Origin of the sequence: Bacteroides acidifaciens (assembly GCF_903181435.1) — a bacterium.
Taxonomy (GTDB): Bacteria; Bacteroidota; Bacteroidia; order Bacteroidales; family Bacteroidaceae; genus Bacteroides.
Genome location: NZ_CAEUHO010000004.1, coordinates 1,039,214 through 1,054,870 on the forward strand (window position 1 = coordinate 1,039,214; position 15,657 = coordinate 1,054,870).

Here is a 15,657-nt window from a genome sequence, read left to right on the forward strand (position 1 = left end):
TTCTAGTTATTTTGCGGCAAATGTAGTAAAAATAAGCTGAAATAATGTACATTTGCAGACAAATAGTGTGAGTTATGATAAAAGCATTGAGAACTGTCGGTAGATATTTCATGCTGATGGGGCGGACTTTCTCCCGTCCCGAACGTATGCGCATGTTCTTCCGGCAATACCTTAACGAATTGGAGCAGCTAGGCGTGAACTCCATCGGAATCGTGCTGTTGATTTCGTTTTTCATCGGCGCGGTAATTACCATCCAGATTAAGTTGAATATCGAAAGTCCGTGGATGCCCCGCTGGACAGTGGGGTATGTGACCCGTGAAATTATGTTGCTGGAGTTTTCTTCTTCTATTATGTGCCTGATTCTCGCAGGTAAAGTGGGGTCGAACATTGCTTCGGAATTGGGAACGATGCGGGTGACACAGCAGATTGACGCGCTCGAAATCATGGGAGTCAATTCCGCCAATTATCTGATACTTCCTAAAATCTCGGCTATGGTGACTGTCATTCCCATATTGGTGACATTCAGTATCTTTGCCGGTATAATAGGCGCCTTTTGTACCTGCTGGTTTGCCGGAGTGATGAATGCTGTCGACCTTGAATATGGTTTGCAGTATATGTTTAACGAATGGTTTATATGGGCGGGTATCATCAAGTCCCTCTTCTTCGCCTTTATCATTGCAAGTGTGTCCGCTTTCTTCGGATATACGGTGGAAGGCGGTTCGATTGCCGTGGGAAAGGCTTCTACGGATTCCGTAGTGTCCAGCAGCGTCTTGATTCTGTTTGCGGATTTGGTATTAACTAAACTTTTGATGGGATGATTGAGATTAAAGGACTTTATAAATCGTTTGACGATAAGACGGTATTGAATGATATCAATGCGGACTTTGAGAATGGAAAGACAAACTTGATTATCGGCCAGAGTGGTTCCGGTAAGACGGTATTGATGAAATGTATTGTGGGGCTGCTAACTCCGGAGAAGGGCGAAGTCTTGTATGACGGACGAAATCTGGTGATGATGGGGAAGAAGGAGAAGAAGATGCTTCGCAAGGAAATGGGAATGATTTTCCAAAGTGCCGCCCTTTTCGACTCTTTGTCGGTATTGGACAACGTGATGTTCCCTCTGAATATGTTCAGTAATGACACATTGCGTGAGCGCACCAAGCGGGCGATGTTCTGCCTGGACCGTGTCAATCTGACCGAAGCGAAGGATAAGTATCCCGGAGAAATCAGTGGCGGTATGCAGAAGCGTGTGGCTATCGCACGCGCCATTTCTCTGAATCCGCAATACCTGTTTTGTGACGAACCGAACTCGGGGCTGGATCCGAAAACTTCCTTAGTGATTGACGGCCTGATTCATGATATTACCCAGGAATATAATATGACTACGATTATCAATACGCATGATATGAACTCTGTGTTGGGAATCGGCGAGAAGGTGATTTATATTTATGAAGGACATAAAGAATGGGAAGGAACGAAGGATGATATATTCACCTCTACCAACGAGCGCTTGAATAACTTTATTTTTGCTTCGGACTTGCTCCGCAAGGTGAAAGACCTCGAAGTACAAAACATGGAAGGTTGAAACGCGAAAGGCTGGAATGAAGCAATAAAGAGATAAGGCAATAAAAAAACTTCTGTCATAGGGTGGCAGAAGTTTCTTTTTTTTCTTAGCTATGTAGCGTCGGCAATTAAGCTCTAGGTCTAGCTTCTTTAACTACCATAGTACGTCCCATGTACTCAGCTCCGTTCAATTCTGCGATAGCTTTAGCAGCTGCAGCATCGTCTTCCATTTCGATGAAAGCGAATCCTTTTGATTTACCGGTTTCACGGTCCATAATAACTTTAACTGATGATACTGCTCCATAATCTTCCATCACTTGTTGCAGATCTCCTTCCTTAACACGGTAGTTAAGGTTTCCAACATAAATGTTCATAATGAAAATGATAAAAAATAAATAAATGAATAAAACTCTCTGGACAGATGGTTACTAATAAAAGGATTAAAACGACAGAGAGTTTACAAAAGCGTTTTTGGAACGGAAGTAAAAACCTTGTAATCAAATCGAGAAACTAATGGTCCATCAATCCGGGGCAAAGAAAAGAATAATTTTTGGATTGACCATCTTTTTGCAGATTTAATTTGCAGAAAATGAGAAAAAAGGAAAACGATTGTTACAATGAAGTATTGTTTATCAGCGATTTGTTAGGTATGTATTCTAAATAGATACGAAATAAATCTGCAATGTCTTTTGAAATTTAAAAGATTAGCACTAATTTTGCACCCTCTTTGAGTATAGAACAAAGTATAAATCAAATAAATAATTGTCAGAATGAACGTTTCATTACAAAACATTGACAAAGTAAGCGCAGAGCTTACTGTAAAGCTTGAGAAAGCGGATTATCAAGAGAAAGTAGACAAAGAGTTGAAATCACTTCGTCAGAAGGTGCAGATGCCCGGGTTCCGTAAAGGAATGGTTCCGGCAAGTTTGGTTAAAAAGATGTATGGTAAATCAGTGATTGCAGAAGTAGTGAATAAGACATTGCAAGAAGCTGTTTACAATTATATTAAAGAAAATAAGGTGAATATGTTGGGCGAACCGTTGCCTAACGAAGAAAAGCAACAGAATATTGATTTCGATACAATGGATGAATTCGATTTCGTATTCGACATCGCTCTGGCACCTGAATTCAAGGCTGAAGTAAGTGCTAATGATAAAGTGGATTATTATACGATCGAAGTGTCTGAAGAAATGATCGACAACCAGGTGAAGATGTACACTCAGCGCACCGGCAAGTACGACAAGGTGGATGCTTACGAAGATAACGACATGTTGAAAGGGCTGTTGGCTCAGTTGGACGAAGAAGGTAACACGAAAGAAGGCGGTATTCAGGTAGAAGGTGCGGTTATGATGCCTTCTTATATGAAGAACGACGAGCAGAAAGCTATCTTTGCTAATGCTAAGGTAAACGACGTGTTGGTGTTCAACCCGAACGTTGCTTATGACGGAAATGCTGCGGAACTTGGTTCTTTGTTGAAAATCGACAAGGAAATCGCCAAGGACGTGCAGTCAAACTTCAGCTTTCAGGTAGAGGAAATCACTCGTTTTGTTCCGGGTGAGCTGACTCAGGAAGTGTTCGACCAAGCATTCGGTGAAGGCGTTGTGAAGACTGAAGAAGAATTCCGCGCTAAGATTAAGGAAGAAATCGCAGCAAGATTCGTTGCAGACAGCGATTATAAATTCCTGATCGACGTTCGTAAGATGATGATGGAGAAAGTAGGTAAGTTGGAATTCCCTGACGCGCTGCTGAAACGTATCATGTTGCTGAACAACGAAGAGAAAGGCGAAGAATATGTTGCTGAAAACTATGATAAGAGCATTGAAGAGTTGACTTGGCACCTGATTAAGGAACAGTTGGTAGAATCTAACGACATCAAGGTGGAACAGGAAGATGTTCTGAAGATGGCAAAAGACACAACGAAAGCTCAGTTTGCTCAATACGGCATGTTGTCTGTCCCCGAAGATGTGCTTGACAACTATGCACAGGAGATGTTGAAGAAGAAAGAAACTATCAACAACCTGGTAAGCCGTGTTGTAGAAGTGAAGTTGGCTGCTGCCCTGAAAGCACAGGTAACATTGGAAAATAAGAACGTTTCTATCGAAGAATTCAATAAGATGTTTGAATAATCGTTCGGTTGAACAGCATATAAAGTCACAGAAACACAGAGTTTTTATAAAATTATAACTCTGTGTTTTTTTGTGTCTCTGTATTCTTTTTCGTTTCTTTGTACTTACGTTTATTTTTAATTTTAAGAAAGGAACAATTAACATGGATGATTTTAGAAAATACGCAACCAAGCATTTAGGAATGAATGGCATGGTATTGGATGATGTGATTAAATCGCAGGCCGGGTATTTGAATCCTTATATTCTGGAAGAAAGACAGTTGAACGTGACTCAACTCGATGTTTTCTCACGGTTGATGATGGACCGCATCATTTTCCTCGGTACGCAGGTGGATGACTATACGGCGAATACGCTTCAGGCACAGTTGCTGTATCTGGATTCTGTAGACCCGAGCAAGGACATTTCTATTTATATCAACTCTCCGGGTGGAAGTGTGTATGCCGGACTGGGCATTTACGATACTATGCAGTTTATCTCAAGTGATGTCGCTACTATCTGTACAGGTATGGCAGCTTCAATGGCAGCCGTATTGCTGGTGGCGGGCGCCGAAGGCAAACGTTCCGCTTTGCCCCATTCACGCGTGATGATTCACCAGCCGATGGGAGGTGCTCAGGGACAGGCTTCGGACATTGAAATTACAGCACGTGAGATTCAGAAATTGAAGAAAGAACTTTATACGATTATTGCCGACCACTCGCATACTGACTTTGATAAAGTATGGGCGGACTCAGACCGCGACTACTGGATGACCGCTCAGGAGGCGAAAGAGTATGGTATGGTTGATGAGGTATTGATTAGAAAATAAAAATGGCTGATTCAAGAACAAAGAAAAAGTGTAGCTTCTGCGGCCGGTCGGAGAATGAAGTCGGATTCCTGATTACGGGAATGAACGGCTACATCTGCGACAGTTGCGCCACCCAGGCTTACGAGATTACTCAGGAAGCGTTGGGCGAAGGCAAGAAAAGCGCCGGAGCTACCAAACTCAATTTAAAAGAACTGCCCAAGCCGGTAGAAATAAAGAAATTCCTCGACCAGTATGTTATCGGACAGGATGACGCGAAACGTTTCCTTTCCGTATCGGTCTACAACCATTATAAACGTCTGCTGCAAAAAGACAGTGGCGATGATGTAGAGATTGAAAAGTCCAATATCATTATGGTAGGCAGCACCGGAACCGGAAAAACGCTGCTGGCACGTACCATTGCCAAGTTGCTGCACGTGCCGTTTACGATTGTAGACGCTACGGTATTGACGGAAGCCGGTTATGTGGGCGAAGATATTGAAAGTATTCTTACCCGTCTGCTCCAGGTGGCGGATTATAATGTGCCGGAAGCGGAACAGGGAATTGTGTTTATCGACGAAATCGACAAGATTGCCCGTAAAGGTGATAACCCTTCCATCACTCGCGACGTGAGTGGTGAAGGTGTGCAACAGGGATTGCTGAAATTGCTCGAAGGTTCTGTGGTGAACGTTCCCCCTCAGGGTGGACGTAAACATCCCGACCAGAAGATGATTCCGGTGAATACCAAGAATATCCTCTTTATCTGTGGCGGTGCTTTCGATGGCATCGAGAAAAAAATCGCGCAGCGGTTGAATACGCATGTCGTAGGTTATACGGCATCGCAGAAAACAGCTATGGTGGACAAGAATAACATGATGCAGTACATCGCTCCCCAGGATTTGAAGTCATTCGGGCTGATTCCCGAAATTATCGGACGACTTCCGGTATTGACATATCTCAATCCGCTGGACCGTGACGCGCTTCGTGCTATCCTTACCGAACCGAAAAACTCTATCATCAAGCAGTATATCAAACTGTTTGAAATGGACAACATCAAGCTGACATTCCAAGATACTGTCTTCGAATATATCGTTGATAAGGCTGTAGAATATAAGCTCGGTGCCCGCGGTTTGCGCTCTATTGTGGAGACAATCATGATGGATGTCATGTTTGAAATCCCTTCGGAAAACAAAAAAGAGTATGAAGTGACGCTGGAGTATGCGAAACATCAACTGGAAAAAGCGAATATGGCACGACTACAAACCGCTTAAAATCAAAGCGTAAGGCGACTGAAAATGATTGTTACTGTATTTTCTTGAAAATATTAGTCACATTTTGCTTGGTAATTACGAAGTTGTTTATAACTTTGTTTGACTCTCTTGAAAAAGAGAGCTTACTTAAAGTTAAACCATGAACTGAATAAAACAACCTAAGTTAAGATGGCAGGGAAGATTAATTTAACAGATGAACTGAAGAAGTATTTCGGATTTAATAAGTTCAAGGGGAACCAGGAAGCAATCATTCAAAACTTGCTCGGTGGTAAGGATACCTTTGTGCTGATGCCTACCGGTGGCGGGAAATCTCTATGCTATCAACTACCTTCGCTCTTGATGGAAGGTACGGCTATTGTAGTTTCACCGCTTATTGCGTTGATGAAGAATCAGGTGGATGCCATGCGTAATTTCAGTGAAGAAGACGGGATTGCCCATTTTATCAACTCTTCATTGAATAAGGGCGCGATAGACCAAGTGAAGTCGGACATCCTTGCCGGAAAGACAAAATTGCTATATGTGGCGCCTGAATCATTGACGAAGGAAGAAAATGTAGAGTTTTTGCGTTCAGTGAAGATTTCGTTCTACGCGGTAGATGAAGCTCACTGTATTTCTGAGTGGGGGCATGATTTCCGACCCGAATACCGGCGGATTCGCCCTATTATCAATGAAATAGGAAAAGCTCCGTTGATAGCGCTTACTGCTACGGCAACACCGAAGGTACAGCATGATATCCAGAAGAATCTGGGAATGGTGGATGCCCAGGTCTTCAAATCCTCGTTCAACCGTCCGAACCTATATTATGAGGTACGCGCAAAGACCGCCAATATCGACCGGGATATAATCAAGTTCATCAAGAACAATCCGGAAAAATCAGGTATTATCTATTGTCTGAGCCGGAAAAAAGTGGAAGAACTTGCCGAAATCCTTCAGGCGAACGGCATTAATGCGCGCCCATATCATGCGGGGATGGATTCGGTGGCGAGAACCAAGAATCAGGATGACTTCCTGATGGAAAAGGTGGATGTCATTGTGGCTACTATCGCTTTCGGTATGGGAATAGACAAGCCCGATGTGCGGTTTGTGATTCACTATGATATTCCGAAGAGCTTGGAAGGATATTACCAGGAGACTGGACGCGCCGGCAGAGATGGAGGCGAAGGTCAGTGCATAACCTTTTATACAAACAAAGACTTGCAGAAACTTGAGAAGTTCATGCAAGGAAAACCTGTGGCAGAGCAGGAAATTGGCAAGCAGCTTCTGTTGGAAACCGCTGCTTATGCCGAATCTTCCGTATGCCGGCGCAAGACGTTGCTGCATTATTTCGGCGAAGAATACACGGAGGAGAATTGTGGAAATTGTGACAACTGTTTAAACCCTAAGAAACAAGTGGAGGCTCAAGAATTATTGTGTACCGTGATTGAAGCGATTATCGCGGTGAAAGAAAATTTTAAAGCAGATTATATAATAGACATACTACAAGGTAAAGAAACTTCGGAAGTACAGGCACATTTGCATGAAGACCTTGAGGTTTTCGGTTCCGGTATGGGCGAAGAAGACAAAACATGGAATGCGGTGATTCGCCAGGCTTTGATAGCGGGTTACTTGAGCAAGGATGTGGAGCATTACGGACTCCTGAAAGTGACAGAGGAAGGACATAAGTTCCTGAAAAAGCCGAAATCATTCAAGATTACCGAGGATAATGACTTTGAAGAGGTAGAGGAAGAAGCACCGGCACGTGGCGGGGGCTCTTGTGCGGTAGACCCGGCTCTCTACTCAATGTTGAAAGACCTGCGGAAGAAACTCTCGAAGAAACTGGAAGTTCCGCCTTATGTAATATTCCAGGATCCGTCTTTGGAGGCAATGGCTACTATCTATCCGGTAACACTGGACGAACTGCAAAATATCCCCGGCGTAGGTGCCGGAAAAGCAAAACGCTATGGTGAGGAGTTCTGTAAACTGATTAAGCGCCATTGCGAAGAGAATGAAATAGAGCGTCCTGAGGATTTGCGTGTACGTACCGTTGCCAATAAGTCAAAGATGAAGGTGGCTATTATTCAAGCTATTGACCGCAAAGTGGCGTTGGACGACATTGCTCTTTCCAAAGGAATCGAATTCGGCGAATTGCTGGACGAAGTGGAAGCGATTGTCTATTCGGGAACCAAACTGAATATCGACTACTTCCTGGAAGAAATCATGGACGAAGACCATATGCTCGACATCTACGATTATTTCAAGGAGTCTACCACAGATAAGATTGACGATGCGCTTGATGAATTGGGCGATGACTTCGCGGAAGAAGAAGTCCGTTTAGTACGTATCAAGTTCATTTCGGAAATGGCTAATTAAAAAAGCGAAAAAAAACAGGCGTGCAGGTATGCTGTTTTGAATAAAAACTGTATATTTGCACGCAATAATTTTTAAACGCATAGCCCTATGTCATTTATTGCTGATAAGATTGTAATGGATGGGTTGACTTACGACGACGTATTGTTGATCCCCGCTTATTCTGAAGTTTTACCGCGCACTGTCGACCTCTCGACAAAGTTTTCAAAAAACATTGAGTTAAAAATTCCTTTTGTGACGGCTGCCATGGATACGGTTACCGAAGCGAAAATGGCTATTGCCATTGCTCGTGAAGGTGGTATTGGCGTGATTCACAAAAATATGTCTATCGAAGAACAGGCAAGACAAGTCGCCATCGTGAAGCGTGCCGAAAATGGTATGATTTATGACCCTGTGACGATTAAAAGAGGTTCTACTGTTCAGAATGCATTGGACATCATGGCGGAATACAAAATCGGCGGTATCCCTGTGGTGGATGATGAAGGTTACTTGGTGGGTATTGTCACTAACAGAGATTTGCGTTTTGAAAGAGATATGACAAAACATATCGACCTTGTCATGACGCCGAAAGAAAAATTGGTGACTACAAATCAGTCTACCGACTTGGAATCTGCTGCTCAGATTCTTCAGAAACACAAGATTGAGAAACTTCCGATTGTAGGAATGGACGGAAAGTTGATTGGCCTTGTTACTTATAAGGATATTACAAAGGCTAAAGATAAACCGATGGCTTGTAAAGATGCCAAAGGCCGTTTGCGTGTAGCAGCCGGTGTAGGTGTGACTGCCGATACCCTGGACCGTATGCAGGCTTTGGTGGATGCGGGTGCGGATGCCATTGTTATTGATACGGCTCACGGTCACTCTATGTTTGTGATTGAGAAACTGAAAGAAGCTAAGAAACGTTTCCCGAATATTGATATTGTAGTGGGTAATATTGCTACCGGAGAAGCCGCAAAAGCTTTGGTAGAAGCAGGGGCGGATGCTGTGAAAGTGGGTATCGGTCCGGGTTCTATCTGTACGACTCGCGTTGTTGCTGGTGTGGGTGTTCCACAGTTGTCGGCTGTATATGATGTGGCGAAAGCACTGAAAGGTACAGGCATTCCTTTGATTGCCGATGGTGGTTTGCGCTATTCGGGCGATGTGGTGAAAGCGTTGGCTGCCGGTGGATATTGCGTAATGATTGGCTCATTGGTGGCAGGAACCGAAGAATCTCCGGGTGATACCATTATCTTTAACGGTCGTAAATTCAAGTCCTATCGTGGTATGGGTTCTTTGGAAGCTATGGAAAACGGTTCAAAAGACCGCTACTTCCAGAGTGGAACAGCCGATGTGAAGAAGCTCGTTCCGGAAGGAATTGCAGCGCGTGTACCTTATAAAGGCACACTTTTCGAAGTGGTTTATCAGTTGACAGGCGGTCTGCGTGCAGGTATGGGATACTGCGGTGCTGCTAATATTGAGAAACTTCACGACGCTAAGTTTACCCGTATTACCAATGCAGGTGTAATGGAAAGCCATCCGCACGACGTGACGATTACCAGTGAATCGCCTAATTATAGCCGTCCGGAATAACATATATAAACGGTGAACTGTTAATGCTAACGGTGAACGGTGAACGGTGAACACGCTGTGTCAATCAGCGGATGTTTGCTGCTCACCGTTCGTTGTTTTTCCGCCACTCGCTGGTTTTGATGCTTGTTATTGTTGTTTGGAAAAATAAGAATTGATGATGAAAAGAAGTCTGTTGTCGGGGTGTGTTTGCCTCTTCACAATCTTGGTCTTTGCTCAGGAGGATCCTGTGTTGATGCGTGTCAACGGGAGAGACATATCCCGTTCGGAGTTTGAATATTCCTATCGGCACAATGCGGTTGGCGAGGACGGTAATCTTTCTCCAAAGGAGTATGCGGTGCTTTTTGCTCGAGCCATGCAGAAGGTCGAAGCGGCAAAAGCTGCCGGACTTGATACGACTTCCGCTTTTCGCAAGCAACAGGAAGCTGCGCGTGCCAGACTAACGGAATCTTATTTGATAGATAAGCCGACAATGGATAGTTGTGCCCGTATCCAATATCAGAAAATGGGGCTAAAAGCACGTCCCGGACAAGTACAGGTCATGCAGATTTTTAAATATTTGCCGCAAACGATTACTTCCCGGCATCTGGAAGAACAAAAGACCCGTATGGATTCTATCTACCGGACGATACAGAATCAGCCCGGATTGGATTTTTCCCGTTTGGTGGAAAGATATTCGGATGATAAGCAGTCCCGTTGGATAGAAAGTTTGCAGACCACTACCGAATTTGAGAATGTAGCTTTCGCTCTGTCGAAAGGCGAAATATCCCAGCCGTTCTTTACTCCTGCGGGAATTCATATTTTGAAAGTAATTGATCGGAAAGATATGCCTGCCTATGAAGAAGTTGCCGATAAACTGACAGAACGTATGCGGAGCAGGGAGATATTGGATAAAGCTACCGAAAAAGTGGTGGAACGGTTGAAAAAAGACTGGCGATACACTCCGAACCAGGCAGGTATGGAAGAACTGTTAGCAAAAGGAGAGACAGGACAAACGTTGTTCACCATTGACGGACAGAGCTATACAGGAAATCTGTTTAAGCGATTTGCCGCTTCTCATCCGCAGGCTGTCAAACGTCGGCTCGATGCGTTTATTGCTAAATCCTTATTAGATTATGAAAGCAAAAACATGGATAAAAGACATCCTGAAATCCGTTATGCGCTGCAAAAATCCAATGAAGAGTATCTCGTAAAAGAGGTGACACGGCAAAAAGTAGATTTGCCCGCTATGAATGACCGTGCCGGGCTGGCAACTTATTTTAAGTTTCACTCATCCGATTATCGGTGGGACAGTCCGCGTTATAAAGGAGTGGTCCTTCATTGTACAGATAAAAAGACTGCCAAACAGGCAAAAAAAATGCTGAAGAAACTGCCGGAAAATGAATGGGTGGATAAACTTCGGCAAACATTTAATGCATCCGGTACGGAAAAGATACAGATTGAACAAGGGATTTTTGCCGACGGAGACAATAAATATGTAGATAAACTGGTTTTCAAGAAGGGCGGATATGAACCAGTAATGTCTTATCCTTTTACCATTGTGTACGGCAAAAAACAGAAGGGACCGGATGATTATCGGGAAGTAATAGACCGCGTCCGGAAGGATTATCGAATCTATCTTGACACGTACTGGATGCGGGAATTGAGGGAGTCTGGTAAGGTTGAAATAAACCAAGAGGTTTTAAAAACAGTTAATAATAACTGATGTAACCGATTATTCACTATCTTCGTACCTTAAATAAGTAGATTTCAGTTGCCAATGCGAATATTAGTCCTCTTACTGATTACCCTTCTTACTTGTGGAGCGTGCAAGGAACAGCGCGACCACAAAGGAAAGACTCCTTTGGTAGAGGTGGACGGTAACTTTTTATATAAAGAAGATTTGATGTCCGTACTTCCCGTCGGATTGTCAAAAGATGATAGTATTCTCTTTGCCGAGCATTATATTCGTTGCTGGGCGGAAGAGATTTTGTTGTATGAAAAAGCTGCGAACAATATTCCCGATAATGTGGATGTGGACAAGTTGGTGGAGAATTATCGGAAGGCGTTGATTATGCATACGTATCAGCAGGAACTGATTAATCAGAAGTTGACGAGGGATATTCCCGAACAGGAGATTGCGGAGTATTACGAGAAGAACAAGGAACTGTTTAAATTGGAAAGCCCGTTGATAAAAGGACTGTTTATAAAAGTACCTCTGACTGCTCCACAGTTGAACAATGTCCGCAGATGGTATAAGTCGGATAAGCAGGATGCTGTGGAAAGTCTTGAGAAATATAGTTGGCAGAATGCGGTGAAATACGAATACTTCTACGACAAATGGGTGCCGGTGACGGATGTGCTGGACCTGATTCCGTTGAAAGTGGAAGCGCCGGAAGAATATGTGAACAAGCACCGACAGGTAGAACTGAAAGATACGGCATTTTATTATTTCCTGAATGTGAGCGACTTTCGCGTGGCAGGAGAGGAAAAACCGTATGAGTTTGCCCGGGCGGAAGTGAAAGACCTGCTGGTCAATCAGAAGCGGGTGAGCTTTATGGAACAAGTGAAGAGCGACCTGTATCAGCAAGCGGCAAGCAAGAAGAAGATTATATATAATTATTAAATACAAAGAATGAAGAAGTTTGTGAACTTTAGATTTGTTGTTACCCTTATCCTGGCAGTATTTGCCAATGTGGCAACTTATGCACAGGACAATGTGGTTGATGAAGTAGTTTGGGTAGTAGGTGACGAAGCTATTTTAAAATCAGATGTAGAAGAGGCACGTATGGATGCCCTGTATAACGGACGCAGATTCGACGGCGACCCTTATTGTGTAATTCCCGAAGAAATTGCCGTGCAGAAGCTGTTCTTGCACCAGGCAAAGTTGGATAGTATCGAAGTTTCCGAAGCGGAAATCATACAGCGTGTAGATATGATGACCAATATGTATATCCAGCAGATTGGTTCTAAAGAAAAAATGGAAGAGTATTTCAACAAAACCGCGACACAAATTCGTGAGACATTGCGTGACAATGCACGTGACGGACTGACGGTGCAGAAGATGCAGCAGAAACTGGTAGGGGAAATCAAAGTGACTCCGGCAGAAGTGCGCCGTTACTTCAAAGACCTTCCGCAGGACAGTATCCCCTATATCCCGACACAGGTGGAAGTGCAGATTATCACTCTGCAACCTAAAATACCTATTGCGGAAATTGAAGATGTGAAGAAAAGGCTGCGTGACTATACGGATCGTGTGACAAAGGGAGAAATCGACTTCTCTACATTGGCGCGTCTCTATTCGGAAGATAAAGCGTCTGCCATCAAAGGTGGTGAGTGCGGATTCATGGGCCGTGGCATGATGGACCCGTCTTATGCGAATGTGGCATTCAGCTTGCAGGACCCGAAGAAGGTATCCAAGATTGTAGAGTCGGAATTTGGTTACCACATCATCCAGTTGATTGAAAAACGTGGCGACCGTGTCAATACCCGCCATATCCTGTTGCGTCCGAAAGTGTCAGAAAAAGAACTGACCGAAGCTTGTGCACGTCTCGACTCTATCGCAGATGATATCCGTGCCAGCAAATTCACGTTCGATGAAGCGGCTGCTGTTATCTCACAAGATAAGGATACCCGCAATAACCACGGTATCATGGTGAATATCAACGAGAATTCAGGTGTTACTACTTCCAAGTTCCAGATGCAGGACCTTCCGCAGGACGTAGCTAAGGTGGTAGACAGGATGAACGTAGGCGAGATTTCAAAAGCCTTTACAATGATAAACGAGAAGGACGGAAAAGAAGTATGTGCTATCGTGAAATTGAAAGCGAAAATCAACGGTCATAAGGCTACCATTGCAGAAGACTATCAGGACTTGAAGGAAATCGTGATGGATAAACGTCGTGAAGAGATGCTGCAGAAGTGGATTCTGAACAAGCAGAAGAATACGTATGTACGTATCAATGAAAACTGGCAGAAATGTGACTTCAAATACCCGGGTTGGGTGAAGAAGGATTGATGTTTAACAGCTTGACTTTATATGCTGAGACAAAATAAGAAAGATAAACAACAAGACAGGCATAGATGGCTCCTTATAGGCTTTCTATGCCTGTTTGGTGTATGTCTCGTGGCGCAAAACCCCGAGAAATCATCGGTCAACAAGAAGCAGCCGGAGAATAAAAAAACGAAAGTTTATTTGCTCCACGCTGACGAAGGTCAGGCGGACAAGCTGGCACGTCCTGATGTGCAAGTGCTGATTGGCAACGTGAAGATGCGTCACGACAGTATGTATATGTACTGCGACAGTGCCTTGATTTTCGAGAAAACCAACTCGGTGGAAGCCTTTAGTAACGTACGTATGGAGCAGGGCGACACCTTATTTATATATGGTGATTACCTTTACTATGACGGAATGACGCAGATTGCGCAACTCCGTGAAAACGTGAAGATGATAAACCGCAATACAACTTTGCTGACGGACAGTCTGAACTACGACCGTCTTTACGACCTCGGCTATTACTTTGAAGGAGGAACCCTGATGGACGAAGAGAACGTATTGACTTCCGACTGGGGGGAATACAGTCCTGCGACGAAGCAGTCAGTGTTCAATCACGATGTGAAACTCGTTAATCCCAAGTTTGTGTTGACTTCCGATACTTTGAGGTATAATACGGACAAAAAAATCGCCGTAATCCTTGGTCCTTCAAACATTGTAAGCGATAATAACCACATTTATTCCGAACGTGGATTCTATAACACTCTGACCGAACAAGCCGAACTGCTCGACCGTTCCGTCCTGACCAACCAGGGAAAGAAGCTGGTGGGCGACAGTCTGTTTTATGACCGTATCATCGGCTATGGCGAAGCGTTCGACAATGTGAAGATGACGGACACTATCAACAAGAACATGCTGATGGGCGATTACTGTTTCTATAACGAATTGACGGATTCCGCCTTTGCCACCAAACGGGCGGTTGCCATTGATTATTCGCAGGGCGACAGTCTCTTTATGCATGGAGATACCTTGCAGATGGTATCCTACAATCTGAATACCGACTCTTTGTTCCGCCTGATGAAGGCTTACCATAAAGTACGTATGTACCGCACCGATGTGCAGGGCGTATGCGACTCGCTGGTTTATAACTCGAAAGACTCCTGTATGACCATGTACATCGACCCTATTCTTTGGAATGACGGTCAGCAGCTATTGGGCGAGCAGATTAAGATTTATATGAACGACAGCACCATCGACTGGGCACATATCATCAACCAGGCGCTTACGGTAGAAATGAAAGATTCCATTCATTACAACCAAGTGTCCGGCAAGGAGATGAAAGCCTATTTCGTAGATGGCGATATGCGGCATATCGAGGTGGTTGGCAATGTCCAGACAGCTTTCTATCCGGAGGAGAAGGACAGTACGATGACCGGATTCAATTGTCTGGAAGGCAGTGTGCTCCATCTTTACATGAAAGATAAGAAGATGGAAAAGGGGATGTTTGTCGGCAAGTCCAACGGAACGATGTATCCGATGGACCAGATACCAGCCGACAAACTGCGTCTTCCTACCTTTGCGTGGTTCGACTATGTCCGTCCACTCAATAAAGATGATATTTTCAACTGGCGGAGCAAGCGGGCGGGGGAAACCCTGAAACCAACCACCAACCGGCGACCGAAAACAGAAAAGCGAAACTTAATTAATATGAAGTAGTATGGGAATGTTTAATTCGATGAGGAAACCTCGTGGCTTTAATCATCAATACATTTATGTAGATGAGCGCAAGGAAAAGCTCGCCAAGATGGAAGAGAAGGCAAAGCGGGACTTGGGCATGCTGCCGGAGAAAGAATTTAATCCGGAGGATATTCGTGGCAAGTTTATTGAAGGCACCACTCACCTGAAACGGAGAAAAGCAAGTGGACGCAAACCGGCCTCCTTCGGAATCATATTGATTATCATTGCTTTCCTTTTGTATTTGTGGCATTATTTGGCGACGGGAAGCTGGTCGTTTTAATTTTTTTACTGAAC

At 44.1% G+C, this 15,657-nt stretch carries 13 protein-coding genes; 12 read left to right on the forward strand and 1 reads right to left on the reverse strand.

Going from position 1 to position 15,657, the window contains the following annotated elements; all coding sequences use genetic code 11:
* The first annotated feature begins 74 nt into the window (after positions 1–74).
* Positions 75–818: an MlaE family ABC transporter permease gene (locus CLIN57ABFB40_RS15990; protein ID WP_044654980.1), complete on the forward strand. Its 744-nt coding sequence runs from the start codon at positions 75–77 to the stop codon at positions 816–818.
* Positions 815–1,585, forward strand: a complete 771-nt coding sequence (locus tag CLIN57ABFB40_RS15995; RefSeq protein WP_175630997.1) for an ABC transporter ATP-binding protein — start codon at positions 815–817, stop codon at positions 1,583–1,585. Before CLIN57ABFB40_RS15990 ends, CLIN57ABFB40_RS15995 begins: the two co-directional genes overlap by 4 nt.
* Positions 1,586–1,691: 106 nt before the next feature.
* Here CLIN57ABFB40_RS15995 and CLIN57ABFB40_RS16000 read toward each other — a convergent pair whose 3' ends face one another.
* Positions 1,692–1,937, reverse strand: a complete 246-nt coding sequence (locus CLIN57ABFB40_RS16000; RefSeq protein ID WP_175630998.1) for an RNA recognition motif domain-containing protein — start codon at positions 1,935–1,937, stop codon at positions 1,692–1,694.
* A gap of 396 nt (positions 1,938–2,333) precedes the next feature.
* On the opposite strand from CLIN57ABFB40_RS16000, the gene tig reads away from it, so the two are divergent.
* From tig to CLIN57ABFB40_RS16050, 10 genes are all read left to right on the forward strand, one after another.
* Complete coding sequence (tig, locus tag CLIN57ABFB40_RS16005) at positions 2,334–3,689, forward strand: trigger factor (protein WP_175630999.1); 1,356 nt, start codon at positions 2,334–2,336, stop codon at positions 3,687–3,689.
* A 142-nt stretch (positions 3,690–3,831) separates the two neighbouring features.
* Complete coding sequence (gene clpP, locus CLIN57ABFB40_RS16010; RefSeq protein ID WP_175631000.1) at positions 3,832–4,494, forward strand: ATP-dependent Clp endopeptidase proteolytic subunit ClpP; 663 nt, start codon at positions 3,832–3,834, stop codon at positions 4,492–4,494.
* A gap of 2 nt (positions 4,495–4,496) precedes the next feature.
* Positions 4,497–5,741: an ATP-dependent Clp protease ATP-binding subunit ClpX gene (gene clpX, locus CLIN57ABFB40_RS16015; RefSeq protein WP_175631001.1), complete on the forward strand. Its 1,245-nt coding sequence runs from the start codon at positions 4,497–4,499 to the stop codon at positions 5,739–5,741.
* 168 nt (positions 5,742–5,909) lie between these two features.
* A complete protein-coding gene (recQ, locus tag CLIN57ABFB40_RS16020; protein ID WP_175631002.1) occupies positions 5,910–8,090 on the forward strand; it encodes a DNA helicase RecQ in 2,181 nt (726 codons plus the stop codon).
* 87 nt (positions 8,091–8,177) lie between these two features.
* Entirely contained in the window at positions 8,178–9,656 is a 1,479-nt protein-coding gene (gene guaB / locus CLIN57ABFB40_RS16025) for an IMP dehydrogenase (protein WP_175631003.1), read from the forward strand.
* A gap of 157 nt (positions 9,657–9,813) precedes the next feature.
* Complete coding sequence (locus CLIN57ABFB40_RS16030; RefSeq protein WP_175631240.1) at positions 9,814–11,358, forward strand: peptidylprolyl isomerase; 1,545 nt, start codon at positions 9,814–9,816, stop codon at positions 11,356–11,358.
* A 54-nt stretch (positions 11,359–11,412) separates the two neighbouring features.
* The gene (locus CLIN57ABFB40_RS16035) at positions 11,413–12,258 is read left to right on the forward strand and encodes a peptidylprolyl isomerase (RefSeq protein ID WP_175631004.1); all 846 of its coding nucleotides are present in this window, start codon (positions 11,413–11,415) and stop codon (positions 12,256–12,258) included.
* A gap of 9 nt (positions 12,259–12,267) precedes the next feature.
* A complete protein-coding gene (locus CLIN57ABFB40_RS16040; RefSeq protein ID WP_175631005.1) occupies positions 12,268–13,650 on the forward strand; it encodes a peptidylprolyl isomerase in 1,383 nt (460 codons plus the stop codon).
* Positions 13,651–13,671: 21 nt separating this feature from the next.
* Positions 13,672–15,342 carry an OstA-like protein gene (locus tag CLIN57ABFB40_RS16045; RefSeq protein WP_175631006.1) on the forward strand — a complete coding sequence of 557 codons (1,671 nt, stop codon included), beginning with the start codon at positions 13,672–13,674 and terminating at the stop codon, positions 15,340–15,342.
* A 1-nt stretch (position 15,343) separates the two neighbouring features.
* Positions 15,344–15,643 carry a hypothetical protein gene (locus CLIN57ABFB40_RS16050; RefSeq protein WP_121766914.1) on the forward strand — a complete coding sequence of 100 codons (300 nt, stop codon included), beginning with the start codon at positions 15,344–15,346 and terminating at the stop codon, positions 15,641–15,643.
* Positions 15,644–15,657: the final 14 nt, after the last annotated feature.